We start from the raw sequence: 26,609 nt of genomic DNA, 5'->3' as shown, positions 1-26,609 counted from the left end.
GTGAATACATGAGCAAAGCGAAGGGTAAAGGCGGAACCGGTAGAGGGACAGACAGTAAGGGCTGGAACCGATGGCAAGCTAGTGCCAATAGAGCAAAGAGTGCCCCGAAACCTTATAAAAGTAAAGGTCTATTAGCAGCAGCCAAAGCTGCCAAGGCCGCGAGTAGCAGCAATGGCGATAAACCTAAAGCTTAGCGGCTGCTGCTTAAGTTCTACATCTCAAATAACGACACCCTCGGCATCTTGCCGGGGGTATTTTACATTCAACATGAATAAAATCGCTCAACATAACTCATATTATCGAAGTTACTATTCCATTCATTAAAGGAGACTTCGAGATGCAGCAGCAAACGCCAAATAACAACATGACACAAGGCATGCAGAACATGAATCATGGGGGGCATGAGCTCTTTGATTTACATGAGGTGTTATCTTGTACAATTAATGTGTTGGACCAGTTCATGATGTTTAGACAATTTGTCCAAGATAACGAGCTTCTGGATATTTTGGATCGTCAGTACAATTTTGCACTGTTCCATTACAACATAACGGCAGAGTGCTTTTCAACAGGGCAAAAGCCAAGTCAAGAAACGCAGACGTATATGATCCGAAATCTGTCGCAGCCGATCTACGGCATCAAACCGACTCAACCGAAAAAACCGAATCAATCGCTGGCTGATGTGAAGGATGCAGGCATTAGCGCGCATATGCTAGGCCTTGTGAAATCCCATGCTGCACTGCTTACGATGACTTCTCTTGAAGTGACGAACCCTGTTGTACGTCGTGTATTGGCTTCTCAAGTACAGAACTTTATCGAGATGGCGTATGAAATTTTCTTGTATCAAAATAGAAATGCCTATTACCAAGTTCCGCAACTTGAAGCCTCTGATATGCAAAAAATGCTTAACACCTTCGTTCCGGCACAAGGAATGCCACAAATGCCACCAAATAACAGAGCAGGAACTGTACATTAAATTACAAAATAAACCAGCATCGGTCTCGGCAACCCATGCTGGTTTTTCTTTGCTCGTTAAACCTTATTTATCATAGAAGTGAAAGGGCATTTAGAAGCGACACTTTCATCATCACGCAAAAAATACTGCTCCCACTCTAGATTATCCGATTGGCCGTACCACTTCAAAGAGGGATGCGCGGGAACTCCGTCATACTCGACTAACTTCTGACGAATCAGCTTTTTCATATTACGGCCAAAAGGGGTCGAATCGTTGATTTCTTCGAATACCCACCGAGGCTGGAACGTAATGAGGAAACAAGGAGTTCGTCGGCTCTTCCGAATTTCGTGCGCAGGGGTCCCGCAAAAAGCGAAATACGGATGCCCGTTATAACAGAACTCCCAGGAATGATGGGTAGGATCTGACGAAATATGTGAAGGCCATGGGACCTGATCTTTAGCGCTTACCCGGCTTAAAACAGACCAAAACAGTTGTTCATAATCTTCTATAGAGAAGCTATTGACTAGTTCGTCAGGTGTATTAAAAAAAATGACTAGAGAAGCATATTTACCCATTTCACGCGAACAATCGCCGTATTGCTGCAAGAGCTTAGCGACATTATTGACGGCTTCGTCGGATCTAGGATCTGCAGCAAATCCGAATCGTAGACTATTAGAGATAAAGCCAAGACGACCGGGTATGCAAGGGTACATCTGGTCCGGATCATTAATCATATGACCAAATTTGCGAATAGCATCCTGCTGCCATTCCGGCAGATCCGTTTGATGATCCTCAAGCCAGTCTTTGGAGATTAAATTAGCCATGTCAACACCCTCCTTCATCCATTCGTGCATACTATGCGAAGGAGGAAAAGTGGGTGAATGTCCCTAGTTCATAATTTCCACATCAATAGGTGTGCAAACATATCCATTACAGGCGCTTTCTGAACAAGGACAAGCAGATACCGCCACGAATAGGTCCGTCTCTGCGCGAAGCTCAACATAGTCGCCAGCTTTGGATAGCGGCCGCTCTATCCTGATTTGTCCAGAAGGCAGAATAAACGTGTTCATAAAGAAGTTCAAAGAATAGTGTTGATCCGGAGCTGGAATGCTGAACTGAGCAAGGGCTTGATTCAGATTATGATAGCAGCTTGCATGGTTTTGTTTATCGTACAGCAGTTCATACATTTCAGAGCGGCAAGGAGAGTTAATGAAATCGTGTCGCCCTACGGTATCAGCCACAACAGTGAGCAGAGGGCTATATGTATTGGAATAGAGAAGATCCCCAGGTTTTAATTTCATCGCACGCAGCACATCCATGGTAACACCAGGATCCAGACGCACGTTGGTATCGTCGACACGATAGGCGACAAAGTCAGCAATCTGCTCGCCATTCACATCGGTTATGCGGACGACTTGCCCATTTCCCAGTTTAAAACCAAGCCCTTGCGTGGGGGGAATTCGCCATTTTTGTTTGATCATTGGTGTCCTCCTGCAGCATTAGGTAAGTTATCTTTACAGTATGGCTACTAGGAGTAGGTGTCATTCAAATGGAACCTTGGCTTTAAATATGCAACTTGCCAAATTGCTAGGTGGTTCCCTCACGTTTCAGAGTGAGCAAGGTAATGGCAGCCAATTCATTGTTAGACTGACTTTGGGTGGATCATTCGGAGGATAGCGGCTAGCCGTATCTAATTCTAAACCTCATCTTTGCATCCATATCCGTACCTGTGTAAGATAATAAATGAATAAGATTTTTGTGAATGAGGTGGGGTTTCATGGTTTTCGGTGCGCGCGTGTGGAAAACGGGGATTGCTGTTGCTTTGGCCTTATACATAAGTGCTTGGCTCAATTTCTCTCCTCCTGTTATTGCGGCCGTAGCGGCAATTTTTGCCATGCAGCCTTCGATCTATCGATCTTGGCGCTATTTCCTAGAGCAGCTGCAGACGAATATTCTAGGTGCGGCATTGGCTCTGCTTGCGGGTATGTTTTTTTCTAATAATGTGATTGCTATTGGCATTGTATGTATCATTGTTATCATCATAAGTTTAAGAATGGGCATGGAGGAAACGATCGGCCTTACCTTAGTCACCGTTGTAGCAGTCATGGAGGCTTCAGGAGAGTGGCGCTTTGCCGTCAATCGCTTGCTGTTGAGTTTAATTGGCATAGGTTGTGCATTTGTAGTGAATGTTCTTTTCTTTCCACCTAAGCCCAAAGAGCAATTCGCCGCACAGATTCGTACTATTTTTGGTAAAATGTCGCTCCTCCTTCGCACGGTTATCTCTAATGAAATGAAAGAGACCGTATTCCGTGAGGAAAAAGAAGGTCTGCGCAGCGGTTTGAAGTCTTTATCGGATAAGTACAGACTCATGGAAGAAGAGATTAAGAAAATCAAGGGAAGCGGGTTAAACCGCATTCGTGAACTCGTTGTTTACAAGCAGAAGCTTCTCGTGATGTATAAAGGGCTTGAGGTTCTTGAAGCCGTGGATGAGCACTATTTTCAAACGTCCCGCACACAGGCAATCGATGTCTATTTCGATGATCATTTGGAAAAGCTAATAAAGTTCCACGAGCACGTTCTGCTGAAATTCGATGATAAGCTCAAGGATGACTGCTCGGAAGGTTTGGAGATGGAAGCAGAGAACGAGCGTTTCATGACAGTACTCATCGACCGTTATAATAAGCAGTCCGAAGGAATGTTGCGTTTGTCGGTTGTGGCTGCGGCTATGTACGACTATGGTCATCAGATAGCGAGGTTGGATAAGCTTGCCCAGCATGATCATCGTGGAGAATCAGAAGAGAGAGAACCCCTCGATTTATTGCTCAAGAGCATTAGATTGAAGTAGATTAAAACACTTTTTCATAAAATAGTCTTACTGAGCCTTTCGTTTGTCAGATGTTCTGGCCTCGAGAGGTTCCTTCATAAAAAATTAATTAAAGGTTGCTTTACAAAATTGTATGTGCTATATTATGATTCTTGTTCCAAACGGACAAGGGGCAAGCGATTATAAATGAGTCTGAACGTGTTGAATATCTTCACGAATGGATAAATAAAATAAAAGCTTGCAAATGAAATTCCAATATGGTATATTACTTCTCGCTGCTTCGGTAACACGGCAGTGAACGAAAGAAATTGATCTTTGAAAACTGAACAACGAGTGAGTAAGCACGAACGAGAAATCGTTCAAAAAGAGATTGCAAAATCTCGCTAGCAACGCAAATGAGCAATTAAGCTTTCAGATAGTTTTACTATTATGGAGAGTTTGATCCTGGCTCAGGACGAACGCTGGCGGCGTGCCTAATACATGCAAGTCGAGCGGATTTATCCTTCGGGATAAGTTAGCGGCGGACGGGTGAGTAACACGTAGGTAACCTGCCTATAAGACTGGGATAACTATCGGAAACGATAGCTAAGACCGGATAATTGGTTCTCTCGCATGAGATAATTATGAAACACGGAGCAATCTGTGGCTTATAGATGGGCCTGCGGCGCATTAGCTAGTTGGTAGGGTAACGGCCTACCAAGGCGACGATGCGTAGCCGACCTGAGAGGGTGAACGGCCACACTGGGACTGAGACACGGCCCAGACTCCTACGGGAGGCAGCAGTAGGGAATCTTCCGCAATGGACGCAAGTCTGACGGAGCAACGCCGCGTGAGTGATGAAGGTTTTCGGATCGTAAAGCTCTGTTGCCCTAGACGAACAGCAAGGAGAGTAACTGCTCTTTGTGTGACGGTATAGGAGAAGAAAGCCCCGGCTAACTACGTGCCAGCAGCCGCGGTAATACGTAGGGGGCAAGCGTTGTCCGGAATTATTGGGCGTAAAGCGCGCGCAGGCGGTCAATTAAGTTGGGTGTTTAAGCCCGGGGCTCAACCCCGGTTCGCATCCAAAACTGGTTGACTTGAGTGTAGGAGAGGAAAGTGGAATTCCACGTGTAGCGGTGAAATGCGTAGAGATGTGGAGGAACACCAGTGGCGAAGGCGACTTTCTGGCCTATAACTGACGCTGAGGCGCGAAAGCGTGGGGAGCAAACAGGATTAGATACCCTGGTAGTCCACGCCGTAAACGATGCATACTAGGTGTCGGGGATTCGATTCCTCGGTGCCGAAGTTAACACAGTAAGTATGCCGCCTGGGGAGTACGCTCGCAAGAGTGAAACTCAAAGGAATTGACGGGGACCCGCACAAGCAGTGGAGTATGTGGTTTAATTCGAAGCAACGCGAAGAACCTTACCAGGTCTTGACATCCCAATGTAACGCCTAGAGATAGGCGCCCTCTTCGGAGCATTGGAGACAGGTGGTGCATGGTTGTCGTCAGCTCGTGTCGTGAGATGTTGGGTTAAGTCCCGCAACGAGCGCAACCCTTGATCTTAGTTGCCAGCACTTCGGGTGGGCACTCTAAGATGACTGCCGGTGACAAACCGGAGGAAGGTGGGGATGACGTCAAATCATCATGCCCCTTATGACCTGGGCTACACACGTACTACAATGGTCGGTACAACGGGAAGCGAAGCCGCGAGGTGGAGCCAATCCTTAAAAGCCGATCTCAGTTCGGATTGCAGGCTGCAACTCGCCTGCATGAAGTCGGAATTGCTAGTAATCGCGGATCAGCATGCCGCGGTGAATACGTTCCCGGGTCTTGTACACACCGCCCGTCACACCACGAGAGTTTACAACACCCGAAGTCGGTGGGGTAACCCGCAAGGGAGCCAGCCGCCGAAGGTGGGGTAGATGATTGGGGTGAAGTCGTAACAAGGTAGCCGTATCGGAAGGTGCGGCTGGATCACCTCCTTTCTATGGAGACTCGGATCTGATAGATCCAGTCAAGTATCTTCGGATACAAATCGCTTACTCACTCGTGTTCAGTTTTGAAAGAGCAATCTTTCAAACGCAAGTTGACAACCAACATCGCTTTGCGAATGTAATGGTTGCAACATTGTTCCTTGAAAACTAGATAACGAAACAAAACGTAAAGTAAGAACTTAGGTTGTGTGATTCATTTGGATCATGCAAAAATCTTTAAAGTTTTTTCTAGGTTAAGCTAGAAAGAGCACACGGAGGATGCCTAGGCACTAGGAGCCGAAGAAGGACGTGGCGAACGACGAAATGCCTCGGGGAGCCGTAAGCAGGCTTTGATCCGGGGATGTCCGAATGGGGGAACCCAGCTGTGGTAATGCGCAGTTACTCTATTGTGAATACATAGCAATAGTAGAGGCATACCCAGGGAACTGAAACATCTAAGTACCTGGAGGAAAAGAAAACAAAAGTGATTCCGTCAGTAGCGGCGAGCGAAAGCGGAATAGCCCAAACCAAGGAGCTTGCTCCTTGGGGTTGTAGGACCTCGTTATGGGGTTAGTTCGGTAGGCGAAGAGATCTGGAAAGGTCCGGCATAGAGGGTAAAAGCCCCGTAGCCAAAATCGAACGAAACCCCTAGAGGTATCCTGAGTACGGCGGGTCACGTGAAACCCCGTCGGAATCCGGCAGGACCATCTGCCAAGGCTAAATACTCCCTAGTGACCGATAGTGAAGCAGTACCGTGAGGGAAAGGTGAAAAGCACCGCGGAAGCGGAGTGAAAAAGAACCTGAAACCGTGTGCTTACAAAAAGTCAGAGCCCTCTATATGGGTGATGGCGTGCCTTTTGTAGAATGAACCGGCGAGTTACGTTCCCGTGCGAGGTTAAGTTGAAAAGACGGAGCCGCAGCGAAAGCGAGTCTGAATAGGGCGCTTTAGTACGTGGACGTAGACCCGAAACCGTGTGATCTACCCCTGTCCAGGGTGAAGGTGAGGTAACACTCACTGGAGGCCCGAACCCACGCATGTTGAAAAATGCGGGGATGAGGTGGGGGTAGCGGAGAAATTCCAATCGAACTCGGAGATAGCTGGTTCTCCCCGAAATAGCTTTAGGGCTAGCCTCGGATGTTGAGTTGTGGAGGTAAAGCACTGATTGGGTGCGGGGCCCGCCAAGGGTTACCAAGTCCAGTCAAACTCTGAATGCCACAAACTTAAATCCGGGAGTCAGACAGTGAGTGCTAAGATCCATTGTCAAAAGGGAAACAGCCCAGACCATCAGCTAAGGTCCCCAAGTGTGTGTTAAGTGGGAAAGGATGTGGAGTTGCACAGACAACCAGGATGTTGGCTTAGAAGCAGCCACCATTGAAAGAGTGCGTAATAGCTCACTGGTCGAGTGACTCTGCGCCGAAAATGTAACGGGGCTAAACACGCCACCGAAGCTATGGCTTGCACTTTAGTGCATGGGTAGGGGAGCGTTGTATGTACGTAGAATTCTGACCGTAAGGACAGGTGGAGCGCATACAAGTGAGAATGCCGGTATAAGTAACGAAAAGATCAGTGAGAATCTGATCCGCCGAAAACCTAAGGGTTCCTGAGGAAGGCTCGTCCGCTCAGGGTAAGTCGGGACCTAAGGCGAGGCCGAAAGGCGTAGTCGATGGACAACAGGTGGAAATTCCTGTACCACCGTAGCCGTTATGAGCAATGGAGTGACGCAGAAGGATAGTGACGCGAGCTGATGGATGCTCGTCCAAGCAGTGAGGCTGATGTGTAGGCAAATCCGCACATCGTTAAGGCTGGGCTGTGATGGGGAGGGAAATTTAAAGTACCGAAGGTCATGAGTTCACACTGCCAAGAAAAGCTTCTAGCCAGGCGAAGGTGCCCGTACCGCAAACCGACACAGGTGGGTGAGAAGAGAATTCTAAGGCGCGCGGAAGAACTCTCGTTAAGGAACTCGGCAAAATGACCCCGTAACTTCGGGAGAAGGGGTGCCTCGGTAGGGTGAATAGCCCGAGGGGGCCGCAGTGAAAAGGCCCAAGCGACTGTTTAGCAAAAACACAGGTCTGTGCGAAGCCGCAAGGCGAAGTATACGGGCTGACGCCTGCCCGGTGCTGGAAGGTTAAGAGGAGTGGTTAGGGACCTCGGTTCCGAAGCTATGAATTGAAGCCCCAGTAAACGGCGGCCGTAACTATAACGGTCCTAAGGTAGCGAAATTCCTTGTCAGGTAAATTCTGACCCGCACGAATGGCGTAACGACTTGGGCGCTGTCTCAACGAGAGATCCGGTGAAATTTTAATACCTGTGAAGATGCAGGTTACCCGCGACAAGACGGAAAGACCCCATGGAGCTTTACTGCAGCTTGATATTGGACTTTGGTACGATCTGTACAGGATAGGTGGGAGCCTTTGAAGCCTGAGCGCCAGCTTGGGTGGAGGCATCGTTGGGATACCACCCTGATCGTATCGGAGTTCTAACCTAGTACCGTGATCCGGTATGGGGACAGTGTCAGGTGGGCAGTTTGACTGGGGCGGTCGCCTCCTAAAATGTAACGGAGGCGTTTAAAGGTTCCCTCAGAATGGTTGGAAATCATTCGCAGAGTGCAAAGGCATAAGGGAGCTTGACTGCGAGACCTACAAGTCGAGCAGGGACGAAAGTCGGACTTAGTGATCCGGTGGTACCGAATGGAAGGGCCATCGCTCAACGGATAAAAGCTACCCTGGGGATAACAGGCTTATCTCCCCCAAGAGTCCACATCGACGGGGAGGTTTGGCACCTCGATGTCGGCTCATCGCATCCTGGGGCTGAAGTAGGTCCCAAGGGTTGGGCTGTTCGCCCATTAAAGCGGTACGCGAGCTGGGTTCAGAACGTCGTGAGACAGTTCGGTCCCTATCTGTCGCGGGCGTAGGAAATTTGAGAGGAGCTGTCCTTAGTACGAGAGGACCGGGATGGACGTACCGCTGGTGTACCAGTTGTCTCGCCAGAGGCATCGCTGGGTAGCTATGTACGGAGGGGATAAGCGCTGAAAGCATCTAAGCGCGAAGCCCCCCTCAAGATGAGATTTCCCAGTATGTAAGACCCCTTGTAGACGACGAGGTTGATAGGTTCGAGGTGGAAGTGCAGTAATGCATGCAGCTGACGAATACTAATCGGTCGAGGGCTTAACCAAAACCCTAAAATGTTCACTTTACGTAAGTTTCGTATCTAGTTTTCAAGGCGCAAACCACGCTTTGACTGTTTGGTGATGATGGCGGAGGGGACCCACGCGTTCCCATCTCGAACACGACCGTTAAGCCCTCCAGCGTCGATGGTACTTGAACCGCAGGGTTCTGGGAGAGTAGAACGTTGCCAAGCAGTACCCGCAAGGGTATTAGTACCAATGTAGGGATCACATCTAACTATGACGCGGGGTGGAGCAGCCCGGTAGCTCGTCGGGCTCATAACCCGAAGGCCGCAGGTTCAAATCCTGCCCCCGCAACCAATGATGCGAGTCATTAGCTCAGTTGGTAGAGCACCTGACTTTTAATCAGGGTGTCGTAGGTTCGAATCCTACATGACTCACTTTGCCTTATTTACAGCATGCGCGTATGGCGGAATTGGCAGACGCACTAGACTTAGGATCTAGCGGGCGACCGTGGGGGTTCAAGTCCCTCTACGCGCATCAATCATCCCCAAGTCGTACTATACGGCTTGGGGATCCCTATGCGGAAGTGGCTCAGCGGTAGAGCATCGCCTTGCCAAGGCGAGGGTCGCGGGTTCGATCCCCGTCTTCCGCTCCATTTATTATGCGCCCTTAGCTCAGCTGGATAGAGTATTTGACTACGAATCAAAAGGTCGGGAGTTCGAATCTCTCAGGGCGCGCCATTTTCATAAAACGCATCGGGACGTAGCTCAGCTTGGTAGAGCACCTGCTTTGGGAGCAGGGGGTCGCATGTTCAAATCGTGTCGTCCCGATCATAGTAGAGCATAATCTAGCAGTGAAATCACTGCTAGATTATGCTTTTTTGTGTTTTCATACAGTTAACTGATTTGATTAATCATAACTTGATTGCTTTCGGTCTACTGCGTTTTAGCTAGGGGTTGGGAGCCAATTTGGTATGATAGTGGGCCCTTTGATAGGTGGTTTCCTCGGCGGATGGGTCCACAAGGAGCAAATTTTATATCCATCTATACAATGGACTATAATAACCACTTGACTCCTTACGGATCACAGGTATATATCTATGACAATTATTCTTCTTATCAGGTACAAAATGCGCTTAAGCACGAATACTTTATGGAAACTACAGTAATCGACATTGAGCAGATTCTATTAACTCTCTACAATCCGAATAATCCCTTCTCCCAAAATGGTAAGAGGACACACAGCTCTTGTTATCACTTATTGAACCTATTATTTCAGTTAACTAGATCTTTAGAACTAGAAAAGGTCAGCCTATTTCATTAGAAGTGGGCTGGCCTTTTTGTTTTTGGTGCAGGATATACGCAAGTTATCTGACAGAAATCGAGAGAATAATCCAAGAAATTAACAAAAAGTGAGTAATTATATAGCGATATGAGTAAAAAAATATTAGAATAATGGAAATTTTTATTTATAATAGAGGAGAATCTCCTTATTAAGAAGAACTAGTACTAATTCAATAGTTGGGGAAGTTTATTTGAGAAGAATAAGAGGTACATCTATGCAGAATTCATTGTTTTTTAAAAATGTGATAAATTCTGATTCCATCTTCGAATCGATCGGACAATTGAGTGATATCGCCAAGAAAACAATTGGCTGCGAACATATCTCTCTCTTTCTTATAGACGAGAAACATCAGAGCACCCCAGCATCTTATTCGGTTAATATTAGTACCGCAGTCATGGAACAGTTACAACAAATTGTGCTCCAAACGCAGTTTTTTTTCCGAAATCCCGATGGTATACGTTTGTCTGTACATAAGGCAGAAGGACATATCAAAAATTATCTTATAATGAGCAAGTATGAATGTATATACGGTTTTCATATAAAGCATGGACCTTCTTACGGGGCTTTATTATTCTCATTTCCTTCTGATATTCAACTTACGGAGGATCAATTGCATCTATGCAACCTCATTAAACTGCATATGGAACAATTGATTAAAAAGATTCAATTTCGGAGACAAGTGCTGAAACAGAAAGCTTACGAGAATCTTTTTAATACGTTGAGGGTTAAAGATAGCTTCACGGTCGATCACTGTTATAATGTCGCTTTCTACTCTACTTTGCTTGGAGCGAAAGCGGGGGTAAGTGAGGACGAACTGGAACGACTGAAGTTAGGGGCTCTTTTGCATGACATTGGTAAAATAGCAATTCCCGATCATATTTTAATGAAACCTGAACGGTTATCAGATGAAGAATTTAACGTCATTCGCCAGCATCCTGTAATTGGCTATGAGTTGCTCAAAGATTTGCCGGATGTTGAGCACCTGCTGCCTATTGTAAAATGGCATCATGAACGTATGGATGGGAGAGGATATCCGGACAATCTGCAAGGTGAAGAGATTCCCTTGCTTGTACGCATTGTAAGTATTGCAGATGCATTTGATGCGATGACTTCTACGAGAGTATACCGAGATTCGCTGCACGTGCATGAAGTCAGGGAACAACTTCTTATTCACGCGGGCAAGCAGTTTGATAAAGAATTGGTGCGAATTTTCTTAAGTATCATCGATGAGCAAATGCAAATGAATGGATAATAACTTATCAACATGCAACTATTTTAGTAATGAAAGCTGGGATAGATTAATGAAATGTCGCATTCTTATCGTCGATGACGAACCCCATAATTTAAATATACTCCGTATATTTTTAAATTCGTTACATTATGAAATCATCACGGTTGAGGATGGTAAAGAGGCTTTCTCCATGGTCAAAGAGACGGCACCTGATCTTATTTTACTTGATGTGATGATGCCTGAAGTGACTGGATTTGAAATATGCAAACAATTAATAGCCGAAAGTGACTTTGATATTCCGATTATTTTCTTATCTGCAAATGCACAGAAGGAAGATATTTTACAAGGACTACGATTAGGAGCCATTGATTATTTGACCAAGCCATTCGATCTGGATGTGCTGGAACGAAAGGTTGAAATTGCCCTCCACCAAAAAGCGAAGGTTAAAAACTTGAAGAAAGACAATAAACAATTAGCCAAATTGGTGTATGTGGACGCATTAACTGGTTTATATAATCGAGCCTACTTGGATATTACCATTCGGATGATCAAAGAGGGAACCAAGCAATTTCAAGCCGCTATGATGGTCGATATGGATTATTTTAAGGACATTAATGATAACTATGGTCATTTGGTTGGGGATCAAGTCTTGAGGGAAGTAGCAACGATCATATCTTCGAAAATTTCTTGCGAGCATGATCTAGCCTTTCGGTACGGCGGGGACGAGTACTTGGTCTTACTCCAAAGTGAAGCGAATTGTGTAGAGATTGCAGACAGCATTATTAAGGCTGTCGACGGTTTAAAGGTTAGCCTGGCACCGCATAAATCACAGGAATTTTCAGTAAGCATAGGGTTGACGAATAATTTCGACCCTAGCTCGTTCGATCAAATCATTATGCAAGCTGATTCTGCACTTCTTGGGGCCAAGAATAACGGAAGACATCAAATAAAGATTCGCTAATAAAAGGGGAATGGGTGGCGCATGGTCATGGAATTGAAAAGTTTTCAAAAGTTATTTCAAATGACGAAGGTCATTAATTCTCAGTTTGAAATGTCTGAAATCCTGCAAGTCTTCGTTGACGCGATCGCAGGAGAGATTACTCAAGCGGATCTTGTTGGTTTTTTCTTGAAACAGCCGGATGGTACTTTTCAAGGATATAAAGGCAATAAATTGCCTGTGGATATAACGGAGCTGCTCATAGATCCCAGAGAAGATGAGTTTGTTAGGGATATTTTACGCAACCAAGCTAGCGATTATATCTCGGATACGAGTATTGATCTGAGATTGGATCAATCCAAGAGACAACTATTAAAAATTAAATCTATTCTCGGGATTCCCGTCATTGTAGAAAATGACGTGTTTGGTCTTGTCTTCGTCCACGATTTCGGAAAACCGATGAATATTACCCAGGAGCAGATGGAAGTTACAGAAGCTTTTGTTAACATGGCAAGTGTGGCGATTCGCAATATCCGTATGTTCGAACAACGGCAGCTTCTGATGGAGAAGCAGCAGCTTCTTCTTGACGCTACGAAAGCTTTATCGGAGTCATTGTCGGTCAAAGATGTTCTGAACACTTTTTTCCACTACATGCGCAAAGCCAGTGGGTCTAAGGATATCGGTATTCATCTATATAATGAAAAAGAGCATACCATTGAGCCCTATCAATTGTCTTCTGTGAATGTAACGGTTGACGAATGGAAGGTTAAGCATAGAGAAGTCAAGTTAACCATTGAAAATGACCGCCTTTTGTATGAAGTCATTACTCAGAAGAAATCAGCGGCAATCGAGGATGTGTATGCGGATCCGCGGCCTAATCATAAAGCGTTCGTCTCTTTTGATATCCGGAGCATAATGGTATTCCCGCTCGTGGCCAAAGGATCCGTTTACGGTGTCGTTGCGATTCCATCTATTGGGAAGCCTAGGAAGTATGAAGCGAGCATATTGGAATTCTGCCAATCGATTTCTGATGCTACAGCTACCGCGCTATCGAATGCCCAGCATACGGAAACATTGGATCACTCTGTCAATGAACGTTCCATAGAGCTGCAGCATGCTAACTTCAAGCTTGAGGGTCTAGTACGAGAGCTAGAGCATCTAAATGAGTTGAAAAGTGATTTCATCGCGACACTTTCGCATGAGCTGCGTACGCCGATTACAGCGGTTAAAGGATCTGTAGATATCCTTAGCAAAGGAATTCTCGGTGGTCTCAACGATTCGCAGAAGGATTTACTGGATATTGCATCCAAGTCGATCGAGCGTTTACTGGATCAAGTGAATGAATTGCTGGATTTCGCTAAAATGGAAAATGGTAAATTTGAATTGGTGTATACCGAAGCTGATTTCAAAGAAATCATCAAGGAATCTGTTACTATCGTACAGTCACTGATTAATAAGAAGAAACTGATTCTGGTTGTTGAATCAGATGCAGAAACGGATACGATTGTAAGCGTCGATAAACAACGCATTCTTCAGATTCTACTGAACTTACTTTCCAATGCGATTAAATTTACACCTCCTATGGGTGTGATTACCATTAAAACGATTTTCGAAGAAACGGTACTTACGGTTGAAGTACATGATAGCGGTATCGGTATCCCTTACGAGAAGCAGAAAAACATTTTCACGAAATTTTATCAAGCCAATAATCAAATTAATGGGACAGGCTTAGGTCTTGCGATTTCAAAACAGCTTATCGAACTGCATGGCGGTCGGATTTGGTTTGAGAGCACGGAAGGTCAAGGTTCGGTATTCAAATTTACTTTACCTAAAGGAGAGGAGTAACCAATATGCGGGCGATTGAAGTAGGATTGAGATTTTTAGTGCAGCAAGGTGTGCGATATGTGTTCGGTATTCCAGCAGGCTCAATCAATGCGATCTATGACGCCCTTTTGGACATTCCTGAGCTTAAGCCGATTGTAGCTAAGCATGAAAACAGCTCCGGCTACATGGCAGGTGCTTATACGAGAATTACCGGACTTCCATCGATTTGCGTGGCATCTAGCGGACCGGGAGCGACGAACCTCGTGACTCCGGCTGCGAATGCTTGGAAGCAGAAGCTTCCTGTTATATTCATCACAGGCTCGGTGCCATCTGGTAAAATGGGCAAGGGGGGCGCGCAAGAGCTTTATGCTGAGCCAATCTTTGCATCGATTACGAAGATGAGCCGAACGGTTCTAGACCCTAATCAACTGCCAGAGATTCTGGCAGAGGCCTATCACAAAGCGATAAGCGGCGTGCCAGGTCCTGTGCATTTGGCGATTCCCATTGATATTCAAATGACGGACATTGGCGTAAGAGAGCTTCCTGTGTTACCTCCAGAACAGCCGCCAACGATGGATTTGGCAGCAGCTCAGGCGGCGGCTAACCGGATCAAAGCAGCTGGTCTACGTGGAGCGATTCTGCTGGGTAATGGCGCTAAATCATCCTCTGAAAGTATCGTACAGTTGGCTGAAACACTTGAGTGGAAAGTGGCAACGACGCCTCGCGGCAAAGGGGCCTTTCCCGAAAATCATTCGCTTTCCTTAGGGATATATGGCTTATCAGCAAATATCAAAGCGAGTGAATACTTAAACGGTAATGATCATGAGGTACTGCTGATCATCGGTTCAAGCTTAGGCGAGCTAGCAACAAGCAACTGGGAACCGCGATTGGTTGCGGGTAGAGAGCTCATTCACATCGATTACGATCAAAGTGAGCTAGGAAAGTGCTTTGAAACCCAGTATCCTGTACATGGTGAAATAAAGCTTGTCATTGCGGAATTATTAGATCAGCTTTCGGCTGATGGACAAGATCAATCATATGCAAGCGAGGCATTCCAAGGGCTAAGCGAAGCAGCGGCAGCTTCCGAACAAGGCGAAGAGAAATGGAATACGTTGTCGGCGATCCGTCGTCTCAGTGCAACAGCACCGAAGAATGCTCGATTCTTCCTAGATATCGGTGAATTCATGACCTATTCGATCCAAAACTTATTGATCGAGAGCGGACAAGAGTTCGATATTGATATCAATTTCGGAGGCATGGGCTCTGGAATCGGAGGTTCATTAGGAGCACAATTAGCGGAACCGACTCGACCAACAATCTGTATTACAGGCGATGGCTGTTTCTTCATGCATGGTCTCGAAGTGCTAACCGCTAAGGAATACAATCTTCCGATCCTATTTGTCGTCATTAACAATGCCCGTCTCGGGATGGTTTATCATGGTCACATGCTGCAGTACAAAAGGTGCCTGGAAGACTTCTCACAAGAGCGGGTTAGTATTGCAGGTGTTGCCCAATCGCTTGGCTTGCGTCATGCCGAGGTTAGATCTCTGGATCAACTACAGAAAGAAAATGTGCATGAGTGGCTTTCTCATGGGGGTCCTGTGGTTGTTGAAGTCATTGTGGAAGGCAACGAAATTCCTCCAATGGGTGAACGAGTTAAGTTCTTGCAAGGGGCAACGTATTAATTGGCATACATTGATGTAGGAGTAAAAAGTTTTTGGATGTTTGTATCCAAAAGCTTTTTTTGTATCTAGTTAAGCGAAGAACTGTATTCTTAGCCCAGTAAATGATATGGTGAGGAAGAGTAAGAACAATAAGGAAGGAGCACTTCATTCATGTTGAAACGAGCAATAGGTCGTTTGAATTACGAAAGCTCAGTCGTTATGTTTGGTGCAGCAAGTCTCGGCAATGTGACGCAAGAGGAAGCGGATGCATCCATCTCTTTTGCCTTGCAGCATGGGGTTAACCATTTTGATACCGCAGCCAGTTATGGGGATGCCGAAGTACGCATGGGTCCTATGATCAGTCAAATTCGCAAGGATATTTTTCTAGCTACGAAAACAGGGCAAAGAACGAAGAAGGAAGCGAAAGAAGAAATTTATCGCTCTCTGGAACGGATGCGGGTTGATTCGGTAGACTTACTTCAACTGCACGCGGTAGGCTCTATCGAGGAGTTAGACCGCTGCACAGAAAAGGGCGGTGCTTTGGAGGCAGCCTTGGAAGCGCAAGCTGAAGGAATTATTAAGGAGATTGGCATAACTGGACATGGGCATGATGCTCCGAGTGTACATTTGGAAGCGTTACATCGATTTCCTTTCGCAACCGTGCTCCTGCCGCTCAATTATTATATGTATAGTTTGCAGAAGTATCGGGAAGCTTTCGATGCACTCATGGAAGAAGCCAATAAGCAAAATGCAGCTATCAGGGTCATCAAAGCGATTGCTAAGGCTCCATGGGGAGAAGAGGAGAAGCGCCCTTATGCGACATGGTATGAACCTTTTGACCAGCAGCAGATTATAGATGCTTGTGTGCATTTTGTGTTATCGTTCCCTGGTATTTGCGGATTCGCAAGTGCAGGAGACATTCATTTGTTTCCTAAAATCGTCGATGCCGTGGAACGATATGGTTCCATGAACGATGAGGAAGCGGAGCGTATCCTAGGCAGCATCAGCGGTTACACCAGTATTTTCGGAGCGCCGACCTCAATCGCTTAAAAATTATATTTTCTAAATTATGGGCCCTTCAGTTGTTTATGTACTGGGGGGCTTTATACGTCGTTTAAATTGGTAAGAGTTCCTTTTCCTCATGCGTCGCTAACTGCAGGAATCCTGCGAATATATATAAGCGTACGTAAGGAGGAAGGTAAGATGTTTAAAGCATTTTGGAAGAAAAAAAGGTTTTGGCAAATTTGCAGCGTTATTGTACTGATGGGTTGTGTGATTGTATTCGTGGCTTGTTATTCCTACATTCGTGGACTTGATGTATCAAAGTTAAGCCAGCCGCTGCCGGAGTCAACACTTGTGCTGGATAAGAACGGTAAACCGGCTTCGCAGTTATCTGCTTCAAAAATTGAGCCTGTTCAGTTTTCACAATTGCCGAAGGCACTGACAGATGCGGTTGTATCTGTAGAAGATAGAAGATTCTATGAGCATACGGGTATTGATATGAGATCCATCTTCCGTGCAGTCGCTCGTGATGTGCTGCGAGGCAGCTATTCGGAGGGAGCCAGTACGATCACACAGCAGCTGGCTCGTAATCTGTTTCTCAATGCGGACAAAACACTGGGCCGAAAGCTAAGAGAAGCCGCCTATGCGATTAAAATAGATACAACCTACAGTAAAAATGAAATTCTGGAGATGTATTTAAACAGCATTTATTTCGGGGAAGGGAGCTGGGGGGTACAGGGAGCGGCTAGAACGTATTTCAATAAAAATGTGAAGGATCTAACCTTGTCTGAGGCAGCCGTTCTTGCCGCTCTTCCTAAGGCTCCTAGCCGGTACTCACCATTTAAGGATGAAGGTCAGGCACTCGAGCGAAGGAATACTGTGCTTGTACTGATGCGTGATGAAGGTAAGATCACTGCGCAGGACTACGAGAAAGCCAAAGCTTCACCGTTAGGTGTCGTTAAATCTGATAAAGGCAATGAGCTGAAGGGACGTTATCCGGCTTATGTGGATGCGGTCATTAATGAAGCTGTTCATGAGTATGGGTTTACAGAAGAACAGTTATTGACGGGTGGCTTGCGAATCACGACGGAGCTTGATCCCTCGGTGCAGAATGCAGTTGCGGATGTTTTTAAAGACGAAAGTCTATTTCCGGAAAGCAAGCCAGATCAGCTCATTCAAAGTGGCGCTGCAATCGTAGATCAGCGAACCGGTGGGATTCGCGCCTTAGCTGGAGGACGAGGAGAAGGCGTCTTCCGTGGGTTCAGTCGTGCAACGCAGTTGAAGAGACAGCCGGGGTCATCTTTTAAGCCGATTGTTGTCTATGGACCCGCGTTGGAGAAAGGCTATAAACCATCTTCCCTCTTATATGATGGTCCATTAAACATCGAAGGCTACCAGCCACAAGATTGGGATCACCAAACGAGAGGACAGGTGACGATGCAAGAGGCTGTTGTTTCATCTTGGAACGTGCCAGCCGTGTGGCTGCTTCACGAGATAGGGATTGATCGTGGACTCCAATTTGCTAAATCACTGGGCATTAATTTACCCGCTCAGGATCGTCAGCTTGGCATCGCACTTGGCGGACTCTCAGAAGGGGTGTCACCCCTACTGATGGCGCAAGCATTCAGCGCCTTCGCCGCCAAGGGGGTTCTGCATCAAGCGCATACCATCACGAAGATCGAGACGAGCAGTGGTCATGTGCTCGTTGGGGCAAACCCGAAGGGGGCTCCCGTGATGCAGCCGGAAACAGCTTATGCGATGACTACAATGCTGCAAGTGGCTGTTGCGCAGGGAACAGGCAGGAACGCTGCTATGAATCGCCCCGTTGCTGGTAAATCTGGCACAACGCAGCTGCCGCAAACGAAGGAATTCGAAGGCTTAGGCAGCGGAAGTGCTAAAGATGCGTGGTTCGTTGGTTACACACCAGAGCTAACGGCTGCTGTGTGGGTCGGTTATGACCGTACGGATAAAGAGCACTACTTGACGACATCCGGCGGTGCTGTTCCTGCTGTTTTATTTCGCGAGATGATGAGTCGGGCCTTGGCTCAGACGCCTATTGTTCCTTTTGATATGCCGATTGTGGGGGCAGAGGCTCAAACTGCTAAGGATTCGAACTCATCTGAAGAGTCAGACAAGGACGATAAGGAAGACAAAAAAGAACGTGAGCACGGACAGGGCAAGGGGAAGAAAAGATAAAGCAGCAAAAAGCCGTCGACATCCTTATTGGATATCGGCGGCATTTATTGTGATGGCGGGCCTTCTACGTTGTGAGAACCTGTAAAAAGTGCATCATTTTGCACAAAACTCGGACTTCAGTTTTATGAGTCAGTCATCATTGTGGCTGCAACGGTTCTACTTGTCACTCTTTTTGTGATCATCGTCTTTTCCTGAATGTTCATTGTTACCGTGCGCTTTGGATTTAGCGTTGTTATTTTCTTTGTTGTTATTATTGCTGATGCTTTTAACGTTTTCTTTGTACTTAACTTTGTCGTCTTTGTCTTTATCTTTGTTTTTATCTTCATCATCATCTTCATCTTTTTGTGCGTTTTCAACTTCATGGGAACCCTGCTCTTTTAGCGTATTGGGTGCTTGTACTTGCTCCCATTTCGTTTTCATATGGATATTTAGTTTAGTTGCGTCCAAGTTATAATGCTCGGCAAGCAGCTGTGTTAACGCCTGCTCAGCATTTGAAGATTTGAGGTCGACGGAAGCAAGCAGCATTTTGATCCATGCGGCGGCTTGATCCCCTTTGAGATGAATCGTACCGCTATTTTCAGGCTTAATATTCAGATCATATAAGATGCCATTCGCACCCTTGGTTTGTTTAATGTGCAGTTTGAAATGCTTGCCATCCACCTTCAGGTCGATGTCCTCCAAGTTAGGATAAATCTCATTATTCTGCTGGGAAGGGGGTTGCGTGCTAGTTACAGGTTCATTTGGCACAACTGTTGTAGGTTGTTGGCTTGATCCTGACGCAGCTGGTGTCGACGTAGGCTCAGGGGTTACTGTTGTCGCTGGAGCGGCTTCAGTCACGGGTACCCCGGCACCAGCTGAGGTCGCCTTCACATAGGCAGCCTGCTGCTTGCTATTGACGATTAATTCGATCTGATCCCCAGGCTTTAAATCAGCCAGTTGAGCCTTTTGATCATTACGGTAAACCCATACGGATTTGGCTAATGGAATGGTTTGATCACCAGTACTTGTGTTTACAGTGACAGCATCCGAAGCGATGGTTTTGAATGTCCCCAGGACGGAAGTCGAAGTCGATGTATTAGGTGAAGTTGCCGCATAGGCCGTCCACCCACAAAGCATCAAAACGGCTAGGGTAATAGATAGTATCGTGATTGTTAATCTTTTGCGCATAAGAAGCACCTCCACTAACAGCTTTCGATTCGAAAGGTTGTTTTGGGACGGTACCCCGTATCGTCGAAAAGCCAAAAACAGAGCTGACCGAGCCTAAACCATGCATAAGATGGACAAAATAAGGAAATGGTAAAATCAACTAAACCGCAGGGGAGGTTGTCACATATTAAATAAATTGCTGCTTTGGTCAGGATTTGTGCTGCCCTGGTTATCTTTATTTTTGATGAAGAAGAAAAGTATTTACAGGTATATGCCTGTCTGTATTTTCTCAGCTCTTTTGGTCACGATCGTGTATGAGATTGGCTATACATATAAGTTGTGGATATTAAAAGATACCATCGTTCCATGGGGCCATGTGACAAATACAGCCTTTGCCTATGGGGTTTTTCTTGTCGGAACGATGTGGGTCTTTCACTTTACATTTGGGCGGTTTTGGTTATATGTTGTTGCTAATGTGTTGTTAGATGCCTTTTATGCCTTTGTGTTTCATCGGATTGAGGAAAAGCTTGGCATAGCTGATCTTGTCAGTGTGAAGCACTATCACATATTTCTCATCATGTTGGGACTTTCGTTTATTCTGTATCCGTATGAGCTGTGGCAAGAGCGAGCCTGGAAAAATATGAATCACGGTGAAAGCGATGATATTACAGTCAGGATCACTTCCCCGACTTGGTTGACGAAAAGAGAAAAAGCTAAATAAGTAAGCCGCCTCATCCTAGGATGGGGCGGCTTCTTTTAATCGGTGTCATTTTGCAGACGCTGCATGAATTCCTCGGCAGCACGGTACCCCTGCTGACGCAAATACCAGTTGTTGGCCGCGGCTTCAACGAGTCCGGCAACATCACGTCCTGGCTGTAGTTGGATTTCAATATGTGGAATTTTAATATCCATATACTCGGTGAAACAGGGTTCCAGCTCCAAATCGTTGTTGAGCGCATGCTCCTGCCACTTCGTAAGCTCAATGTCTAGCACGATCCGCGTTTCGTCTTGGAAAGCTTTGCGGCCATAAAGCCGCGAGACGTTAATCAGTCCAATGCTGCGAAGCGCCAGGAATTCCTTCGTTTTCCCATTGTGGGTACCGAGCAGGGTCTCGGGGCTAATTTTCTTCAGTACGACGACATCATCGGCAACGAGGCGATGCCCTCTGTGAATTAAGGTGTGGGCGGTTTCACTCTTGCCAACCCCAGACTTGCCTCGAAGCAGAATACCAATCCCCGAGACATTGACGCAAACACCGTGAACGGCAATCTCCTGAGCGAGCGATTTACTTAAGTATAAATCAACTAAGTCTTGAAATTTACTCGTATGGGCAGCCGTACGAAGGAGTGGGATTTTCTCCTCTTCACAATATTTGGTTAAATATTTCAAGCCTTCTTGGTCTCTCGTCACGACGAAACAAGGCGGATGATATTTGACAATATTACCGATATGAAGATTTCTTTCGTTCTCGCTGAGACTGTGTAAATAGGTAATTTCTTTCCTGCCTAACAACTGAACATGCGCTTGCGGAAAATATTCAAAATAGCCGACAAATTCAAGTCCAGGGCGATGTGCCTTTGTTTTGGTAATCGGGCGGTGCAGTTCCGAATGTCCGGCAAGTACTTCGAGCGAGAAACGCTCAACCAAATCTTTCACTGTGACGGGCTTCACAACAGTCCTCCTTAAAGTTTTACTATTCTAATGAAATTGACAATCTATCTCTAGTAGATTCGCTTGCGGGTAGCTGCTATCCTGCTCTGAAAGCGCTTGAATAGATAATAGTCAGCTTCTCATTGCAATTGAATGCTTTGTTGGTATGATAATAGGAGAAGCTTTTAGGAGGAGTAAAAAACATGGACACCAATAAAAACTGTCAAAGCTGCGGCATGCCGCTCGCTCGTGATGAGCAAGGCGGAGGAACAGAGAAGTCTGGCGTGAAGAGCAAGGTATACTGCAGTCATTGCTACCAAAACGGTGAATTCACAATGCCTGATTTAACCGCTGATCAGATGAAGGATCGGGTGAAGCAGAAGCTGGTTGAGTTTGGTTTTCCGCGGTTTCTTACAGGCCTCTTTACACGAAATATTCATAAATTAAAAAGATGGTCACCAAACAAATAATAGAGTTTGACAGCCATGATGACAAAAAAGGCTCTATGCAAGGATTGCATAGAGCGAATGCCAACATGGTCTTTCGTATGTTTATGTAAAAGAAAAGCAGCTTATCTATTGAAGCCGCATTTTTTAGCAAGTGTTGGCCATGTTGAGAGAAACATGCTTTCCCACCTGTCTTCAGGTAATACCATGATCCATTTTGCGATTTGATCCAATCCCATTTCACATAATGTGTGAACGACTTCTTCTTTTTCACAACCGGTTTTTAATGCTAACATCTCAAAACCACCTCAGTCGAATGTATTCAAACAATTATGTATATGCAGCCGTGTGCAAAAATGTGACTGATTTTTTTGAATGTGAATGCTGGGATACGGAGTGGGATTTAAACAGTCGGATAAATAGTCATAAGCGGTGCATAAGTATAAAAGGTAGAGGCTGTGCAGTTGTTTGCTGCGCAGCTTCTTTATGGTTTTGCATAGGTGAATCGGAATTGGGTGAGTAAGCTGGCCCTTTATTTGTGCTAGCGGGGCCGAGGCGTTGATAGGAAAATACGTGATGGCGAAACGGCGTGAGCTTGTTAATTTGAGACGATGTTTTTCATCGTTATTGTAATGGGATTGCTGTGATTCATCACCTTAGTGATGAAAAACATGCTTACAGCTTGGGAATAAGGTGTTCATTTCAATTGATTGCGAATGAGAGGGTCAAGAGTTTGCAGTACTTGATCAAGCTCTAAATCAGATACAACGTCATCTCTATATCGTGCTTGGTTATAAGCTGATGTGATGGCATGAACGGCTTGGTTGGATAGCTGATATTGGTTTGACAACTCCTGTTCTGTTTCATTTGGGGTATGGGCTTTATTATAAGTATACCCCGCCTCAGTTGCTTGCTGGATCAAAACACGATAAAGGAAACGGATGCGTTCCTGATTGTTCGACAAATGTGACCATTTTGGCTCATTGGCCTTCCCCCTTGACCAACTCTTCATCGTTTGCTGCCACCACATACGCGGTAGTTCTTTCCACGCTAGAAGATTCTCTTTTTCATCTGTGAATCCTTCGGTTCCCTCGCCTTTTTTGCTGCTAAATGAACGGTTCATCAAGCGCCGGATAAGCGAGACCAGAGCTGGTGTTAGCTTGGCAATGATGATATAGATGGCGCAAAGGATAAGAGCGATAACTATGAGATAGCCGAAAATAACCTGGGCATAGTGAAGCAGCATGTCAAACCAGCTTGGTTCCCCTCTGAGAGCAGGAGGCGGAAACGGCTGTGGTTGTGCTGCAGGGCTTGGTTCGGGCAGCTTATCAGATGATGGCTCGGACTGAAAAAGACGCAGCAGCCAAGCGATCGAAGCACGAAAAAGAGTGCCTATTCCTTTTTGCAATTGCTGAAAGTAGGCAACAGCTGCTATACAAGCAATTAATGTAATTAACCAAATGCGGCTTGAGCGCTTCACTGACTCAGATAGTGACGATGCTGCAGCACGTTCATTGCCTGCTAACGTGGCGCTAAGGAGCTGAGCGCGATTCGTTGCTAAGAAAAAAATGACCAACGAACAGAACCCGAATCCATTCATCCAACCTATATACGGATGGAAAAGAGCCAACCGTCCCATAATGGGGACACCTACGAAATAAACCAAACCTGCGGTAACAAATATGCTCGCAGGGAAGAGCGAGAGCCATCCATCCTTGGTGCAGCGAATTCCGCGATATGCAAGTATTAACCCGATGGCTGCGCAGGTCCAGCCATGCCAGTTGTTGCCTTGTAGGAGGTAAGCAATCGTTAAACTTGCTCCCGCACAAAGCATTAACTCGTAGAGAGTACGAGTTAGCCATTTTATACGTCCAAAGAAACAGCCAAACACATAACAGAGCAAAAACTGTAAGCAAGTCATCCAGAGTAAGGTCTCAGACACATAGACCTGGATTAGAACTATAATCGGAAAGAAGATAATGAGTTCGAGTAAACTGTACAAGATCGTTAAGCAGAATTCTCTCACAAGAAAATTAAGATTAGCTCGTTGAGAAGGCGTTTGAATGGGCGTTAACATCGGAATCACCTACCTCCTCTCCGTTCAGCTCAAGAAGGTCGTGTTGCAAGGGGATGATAAATACAGAATGTCCTAACGATTCAAGCCGCACAATACTTTCTTCGATCCCCTTAGACACGAAGGATGTCAGCAGGATGATGTCCATCGCGGTCCCTTCCTGCTCGATTCCATGATCGAGGAAGTCATCGAAGGAGCGAGAGCAAGAGATGGCAAGTTTAGCCATCGTTTCGAAAAGATGTTCCAAGTGCGGCCAACCACCTTCGGGGGCGAGGTACACAGGAACTCCAGGCTGACCCTGCAGAGAGCCGTTGTAGCCGAAACCAACAGGAATACCTTGGCTCACGGCATATTCAGCAAGTGTAGCTGCGTACGAGAGAGCTTTCTCAATGAGTTCGGGATCGGTCACAGCATCCCACATCGTTTCCGTTATTTGCGTATTTACGGCCAAGAGCAGCCTAGGGTCAGCAGTGAAATCTCGATTATATACTTGAAGTCGCTGGCTGCGTGCTGTCGCCTTCCAGTGGATGCTGTTCATCGTATCACCAAAGCGATATTCCCGTGCGCCGGAAACGAGGAACGGATCTGGCATGATCCAGCGTTTAACGGTTATATCCCCTTGCCATCGGCTGGAAAGGAGAGGGATGTCATCTCTGCTTACCAAGCGAGGGTAAACAAGGAGCTCCAACTGCATACGGTGGATCGAAGAAGCAGCTTGCACACCAACCAAATCTCCCATTGAAGCGGCCACCGTTTCGAGCTTATACCAACCTCGTTTCGCACAGTGTACTCCGTGGCGTCGGACTATTCTTGTATAAGGCATAAGGCTAAACAGACTGCGATGATTCTGGAAAAGAGCTCCGCTGCTCACTGCGAGATTGCTCATCTTCGCAAAGTGGAGCCCCGCATGAATTGTTGATTCCAAGCGAAGCCAAGGAATCGGTGCTAGCTTGCGATTAACGATCGTTTCGATCATGACAATGTCGTCCCCGGCATGGCAATGTGTCGTACTGAAGGTTCGCTCAATGCGAAGCCCGCGAAACCCCCAGCGGGCAAATAGCAGGTGCTGGAGGAAGAACAGAGCGACAGTGATGATGAGAATCCAGCTAATGCTCATTAGCTACCCCAGCTTCACTTCCGTAGGAACGGGGGTAGCTGCAAGGATACTGACCAGCAGGGCATGCACCTGCTGGTCTTGTTGGCGCGATCGCGTGCGCAGCAGGATGCGATGCGCCCAGACGGGCTTAACCAGCGCTTTGATGTCGTCTGGCAGCACGTAGTCGCGGCCGCGAAGCGCCGCGTAGACCTGCGCCGACTTCATCAAGGCGCGAACACCGCGCGGGCTGACGCCAAGCGCGGCATCCGCATGCGCGCGCGTCGCCTCCGCGAGCTGCACGATGTACTGCAGCAGCTCGTCGCTGACGCGCACCTGCTTGAACAAGTGCTGAGCTTCGAGCAGCTCAGCACGGCCTACGACCGGCAGCAGCTGATCTAGTGGATCATGCTGCTGGTAGCGCTTCAAGATCTGGACCTGTTCGGCTGCGGACGGATAGCCCAGCGAGAGCTTCATCAGGAAGCGGTCGAGCTGCGCTTCCGGGAGGGGAAATGTCCCCTGATTCTCGACAGGGTTCTGCGTGGCAATGACGAGGAACGGAGCTTCGAGCATGCGCGTTTCACCGTCGATGCTCACCTGGCGTTCCTCCATGCTTTCCAGCAAGCTGGACTGCGTGCGCGGCGTCGCGCGGTTAATCTCATCGGCAAGCACGATGTGAGCGAATAACGGCCCTGGGCGGAATTCGAATTCGCCCAGCTTCTGGTTGAAGAAATTGATGCCGCTTACATCTGACGGAAGCAAGTCGGGTGTGAACTGGATGCGCTTCATAGTGCCGTCGAGGGAGCGGGCCAGCGCTTTGGCTAGCTGCGTTTTCCCTGTACCGGGAACATCCTCAAGCAGCACATGCCCGGAAGCAATGAGGGCAATGACCATAAGCTCGACGGTATCGTCTTTGCCAACAATGACTTTACCTACGTTTGCTTTAATAAGTGAAGCGATTCGTCCTATTTGTGCGAAATCCAATGGGGTCTCCTCCTTGTTTGTGTGAGCAGTTTTATTGTAATTCCTGTCTTGTAAGCAGTTTTACGACAATTGTCTTATCTCACTTAATTTTAACAGACGAAAGGTGATTTTTACCATTATTTCCTGAGTGAGAGCATCAACCAGTTGTTTATTCCATA

Annotated in this window: 19 protein-coding genes, 6 tRNA genes and 3 rRNA genes; 20 read left to right on the top strand and 8 right to left on the bottom strand. The window is 46.5% G+C overall.

Annotation, left to right across the window (positions count from 1 at the left end):
* Positions 1 to 8: 8 nt before the first annotated feature.
* Positions 9 to 194, top strand: a complete 186-nt coding sequence (locus QFZ77_RS00950; protein ID WP_036635181.1) for a DUF3934 family protein — start codon at positions 9 to 11, stop codon at positions 192 to 194.
* 143 nt (positions 195 to 337) lie between these two features.
* Positions 338 to 973, top strand: a complete 636-nt coding sequence (locus QFZ77_RS00945; RefSeq protein ID WP_307434775.1) for a spore coat protein — start codon at positions 338 to 340, stop codon at positions 971 to 973.
* A 56-nt stretch (positions 974 to 1,029) separates the two neighbouring features.
* Here QFZ77_RS00945 and QFZ77_RS00940 read toward each other — a convergent pair whose 3' ends face one another.
* Positions 1,030 to 1,776: a YqcI/YcgG family protein gene (locus QFZ77_RS00940; RefSeq protein WP_307434772.1), complete on the bottom strand. Its 747-nt coding sequence runs from the start codon at positions 1,774 to 1,776 to the stop codon at positions 1,030 to 1,032.
* Between the two features lie 63 nt (positions 1,777 to 1,839).
* Positions 1,840 to 2,433 (bottom strand): DUF1989 domain-containing protein, encoded by a 594-nt coding sequence (locus tag QFZ77_RS00935; RefSeq protein WP_307434769.1) that lies wholly within the window; start codon positions 2,431 to 2,433, stop codon positions 1,840 to 1,842.
* 296 nt (positions 2,434 to 2,729) lie between these two features.
* Between QFZ77_RS00935 and QFZ77_RS00930 the strand changes: the two genes are divergently transcribed.
* From QFZ77_RS00930 to QFZ77_RS00855, 16 genes are all read left to right on the top strand, one after another.
* Positions 2,730 to 3,797 (top strand): FUSC family protein, encoded by a 1,068-nt coding sequence (locus tag QFZ77_RS00930; RefSeq protein ID WP_307434766.1) that lies wholly within the window; start codon positions 2,730 to 2,732, stop codon positions 3,795 to 3,797.
* Positions 3,798 to 4,202: 405 nt separating this feature from the next.
* A 16S ribosomal RNA gene (locus tag QFZ77_RS00925) occupies positions 4,203 to 5,744 on the top strand.
* A 240-nt stretch (positions 5,745 to 5,984) separates the two neighbouring features.
* Positions 5,985 to 8,905 (top strand): 23S ribosomal RNA (locus QFZ77_RS00920).
* A gap of 68 nt (positions 8,906 to 8,973) precedes the next feature.
* Positions 8,974 to 9,090 (top strand): 5S ribosomal RNA (gene rrf, locus QFZ77_RS00915).
* Together the 16S, 23S and 5S rRNA genes with 6 tRNA genes alongside form the textbook arrangement of a ribosomal RNA operon.
* Before the next feature lie 50 nt (positions 9,091 to 9,140).
* Positions 9,141 to 9,217: transfer RNA gene (locus tag QFZ77_RS00910), tRNA-Met, on the top strand.
* A 7-nt stretch (positions 9,218 to 9,224) separates the two neighbouring features.
* Positions 9,225 to 9,297, top strand: a tRNA-Lys gene (locus QFZ77_RS00905).
* A gap of 20 nt (positions 9,298 to 9,317) precedes the next feature.
* Positions 9,318 to 9,397 (top strand) — tRNA-Leu (locus tag QFZ77_RS00900).
* A gap of 43 nt (positions 9,398 to 9,440) precedes the next feature.
* Positions 9,441 to 9,515, top strand: a tRNA-Gly gene (locus tag QFZ77_RS00895).
* A gap of 8 nt (positions 9,516 to 9,523) precedes the next feature.
* Positions 9,524 to 9,600 (top strand) — tRNA-Arg (locus QFZ77_RS00890).
* A gap of 16 nt (positions 9,601 to 9,616) precedes the next feature.
* Positions 9,617 to 9,690: transfer RNA gene (locus QFZ77_RS00885), tRNA-Pro, on the top strand.
* 728 nt (positions 9,691 to 10,418) lie between these two features.
* Positions 10,419 to 11,456: an HD-GYP domain-containing protein gene (locus tag QFZ77_RS00880; RefSeq protein ID WP_307434762.1), complete on the top strand. Its 1,038-nt coding sequence runs from the start codon at positions 10,419 to 10,421 to the stop codon at positions 11,454 to 11,456.
* Complete coding sequence (locus QFZ77_RS00875; RefSeq protein ID WP_307434758.1) at positions 11,449 to 12,396, top strand: diguanylate cyclase; 948 nt, start codon at positions 11,449 to 11,451, stop codon at positions 12,394 to 12,396. Before QFZ77_RS00880 ends, QFZ77_RS00875 begins: the two co-directional genes overlap by 8 nt.
* Positions 12,397 to 12,423: 27 nt before the next feature.
* Positions 12,424 to 14,217, top strand: coding sequence for a GAF domain-containing sensor histidine kinase (locus QFZ77_RS00870; RefSeq protein ID WP_307434755.1), 1,794 nt, complete (start codon positions 12,424 to 12,426; stop codon positions 14,215 to 14,217).
* A 5-nt stretch (positions 14,218 to 14,222) separates the two neighbouring features.
* On the top strand, positions 14,223 to 15,881 hold the full coding sequence (locus tag QFZ77_RS00865; RefSeq protein WP_307434753.1) for a thiamine pyrophosphate-binding protein: 1,659 nt from the start codon (positions 14,223 to 14,225) through the stop codon (positions 15,879 to 15,881).
* Between the two features lie 150 nt (positions 15,882 to 16,031).
* Positions 16,032 to 16,910, top strand: coding sequence for an aldo/keto reductase (locus QFZ77_RS00860; protein WP_307434749.1), 879 nt, complete (start codon positions 16,032 to 16,034; stop codon positions 16,908 to 16,910).
* A gap of 153 nt (positions 16,911 to 17,063) precedes the next feature.
* The gene (locus tag QFZ77_RS00855) at positions 17,064 to 19,058 is read left to right on the top strand and encodes a transglycosylase domain-containing protein (protein WP_307434746.1); all 1,995 of its coding nucleotides are present in this window, start codon (positions 17,064 to 17,066) and stop codon (positions 19,056 to 19,058) included.
* 156 nt (positions 19,059 to 19,214) lie between these two features.
* Here the strand turns inward: QFZ77_RS00855 and QFZ77_RS00850 are convergent, their stop codons facing one another.
* Positions 19,215 to 20,225, bottom strand: a complete 1,011-nt coding sequence (locus QFZ77_RS00850) for a hypothetical protein (RefSeq protein WP_307434743.1) — start codon at positions 20,223 to 20,225, stop codon at positions 19,215 to 19,217.
* A 220-nt stretch (positions 20,226 to 20,445) separates the two neighbouring features.
* Between QFZ77_RS00850 and QFZ77_RS00845 the strand changes: the two genes are divergently transcribed.
* Complete coding sequence (locus QFZ77_RS00845) at positions 20,446 to 20,925, top strand: hypothetical protein (protein ID WP_307434740.1); 480 nt, start codon at positions 20,446 to 20,448, stop codon at positions 20,923 to 20,925.
* Positions 20,926 to 20,960: 35 nt separating this feature from the next.
* On the opposite strand, the gene hprK is transcribed toward QFZ77_RS00845, so the two are convergent.
* Entirely contained in the window at positions 20,961 to 21,875 is a 915-nt protein-coding gene (gene hprK, locus QFZ77_RS00840) for an HPr(Ser) kinase/phosphatase (protein ID WP_307434736.1), read from the bottom strand.
* Between the two features lie 182 nt (positions 21,876 to 22,057).
* Here hprK and QFZ77_RS00835 point away from each other — a divergent pair, with 182 nt between their 5' ends.
* Positions 22,058 to 22,324, top strand: coding sequence for a zinc ribbon domain-containing protein (locus QFZ77_RS00835; RefSeq protein ID WP_307434733.1), 267 nt, complete (start codon positions 22,058 to 22,060; stop codon positions 22,322 to 22,324).
* 101 nt (positions 22,325 to 22,425) lie between these two features.
* On the opposite strand, the gene QFZ77_RS00830 is transcribed toward QFZ77_RS00835, so the two are convergent.
* The 4 genes from QFZ77_RS00830 to QFZ77_RS00815 all read right to left on the bottom strand — a co-directional run bounded on the left by QFZ77_RS00830 (position 22,426) and on the right by QFZ77_RS00815 (position 26,451).
* Positions 22,426 to 22,596: a hypothetical protein gene (locus tag QFZ77_RS00830; RefSeq protein WP_156389969.1), complete on the bottom strand. Its 171-nt coding sequence runs from the start codon at positions 22,594 to 22,596 to the stop codon at positions 22,426 to 22,428.
* A gap of 401 nt (positions 22,597 to 22,997) precedes the next feature.
* A complete protein-coding gene (locus tag QFZ77_RS00825) occupies positions 22,998 to 24,377 on the bottom strand; it encodes a DUF4129 domain-containing protein (RefSeq protein ID WP_307434727.1) in 1,380 nt (459 codons plus the stop codon).
* Positions 24,340 to 25,491: a DUF58 domain-containing protein gene (locus QFZ77_RS00820; protein WP_307434724.1), complete on the bottom strand. Its 1,152-nt coding sequence runs from the start codon at positions 25,489 to 25,491 to the stop codon at positions 24,340 to 24,342. The genes QFZ77_RS00825 and QFZ77_RS00820 overlap by 38 nt, the downstream gene beginning before the upstream one ends.
* A gap of 3 nt (positions 25,492 to 25,494) precedes the next feature.
* Positions 25,495 to 26,451 (bottom strand): AAA family ATPase, encoded by a 957-nt coding sequence (locus QFZ77_RS00815; protein ID WP_307434721.1) that lies wholly within the window; start codon positions 26,449 to 26,451, stop codon positions 25,495 to 25,497.
* Positions 26,452 to 26,609 lie beyond the last annotated feature (158 nt).

The sequence above is a fragment of the Paenibacillus sp. V4I3 genome (genome assembly GCF_030817215.1).
In the GTDB taxonomy this organism is placed as follows: Bacteria; Bacillota; Bacilli; order Paenibacillales; family NBRC-103111; genus Paenibacillus_E.
Note: the sequence above shows the minus strand (reverse complement) of the source record. Positions and strands in the feature narration are given on the sequence as shown.

Bases quoted from the DNA above. Each gene is read 5' to 3' on its own strand.
- QFZ77_RS00935 (WP_307434769.1), bottom strand. From the start codon at position 2,433: ATGATCAAACAAAAATGGCGAATTCCCCCCACGCAAGGGCTTGGTTTT.
- QFZ77_RS00945 (WP_307434775.1), top strand. From the start codon at position 338: ATGCAGCAGCAAACGCCAAATAACAACATGACACAAGGCATGCAGAAC.
- QFZ77_RS00870 (WP_307434755.1), top strand. From the start codon at position 12,424: ATGGAATTGAAAAGTTTTCAAAAGTTATTTCAAATGACGAAGGTCATT.
- QFZ77_RS00855 (WP_307434746.1), top strand. From the start codon at position 17,064: ATGTTTAAAGCATTTTGGAAGAAAAAAAGGTTTTGGCAAATTTGCAGC.
- QFZ77_RS00825 (WP_307434727.1), bottom strand. From the start codon at position 24,377: ATGTTAACGCCCATTCAAACGCCTTCTCAACGAGCTAATCTTAATTTT.
- QFZ77_RS00930 (WP_307434766.1), top strand. From the start codon at position 2,730: ATGGTTTTCGGTGCGCGCGTGTGGAAAACGGGGATTGCTGTTGCTTTG.
- QFZ77_RS00950 (WP_036635181.1), top strand. From the start codon at position 9: ATGAGCAAAGCGAAGGGTAAAGGCGGAACCGGTAGAGGGACAGACAGT.
- QFZ77_RS00860 (WP_307434749.1), top strand. From the start codon at position 16,032: ATGTTGAAACGAGCAATAGGTCGTTTGAATTACGAAAGCTCAGTCGTT.
- QFZ77_RS00835 (WP_307434733.1), top strand. From the start codon at position 22,058: ATGGACACCAATAAAAACTGTCAAAGCTGCGGCATGCCGCTCGCTCGT.
- QFZ77_RS00850 (WP_307434743.1), bottom strand. From the start codon at position 20,225: ATGCGCAAAAGATTAACAATCACGATACTATCTATTACCCTAGCCGTT.
- QFZ77_RS00830 (WP_156389969.1), bottom strand. From the start codon at position 22,596: ATGTTAGCATTAAAAACCGGTTGTGAAAAAGAAGAAGTCGTTCACACA.
- QFZ77_RS00820 (WP_307434724.1), bottom strand. From the start codon at position 25,491: ATGAGCATTAGCTGGATTCTCATCATCACTGTCGCTCTGTTCTTCCTC.
- QFZ77_RS00940 (WP_307434772.1), bottom strand. From the start codon at position 1,776: ATGGCTAATTTAATCTCCAAAGACTGGCTTGAGGATCATCAAACGGAT.
- QFZ77_RS00865 (WP_307434753.1), top strand. From the start codon at position 14,223: ATGCGGGCGATTGAAGTAGGATTGAGATTTTTAGTGCAGCAAGGTGTG.
- QFZ77_RS00880 (WP_307434762.1), top strand. From the start codon at position 10,419: ATGCAGAATTCATTGTTTTTTAAAAATGTGATAAATTCTGATTCCATC.
- QFZ77_RS00875 (WP_307434758.1), top strand. From the start codon at position 11,449: ATGGATAATAACTTATCAACATGCAACTATTTTAGTAATGAAAGCTGG.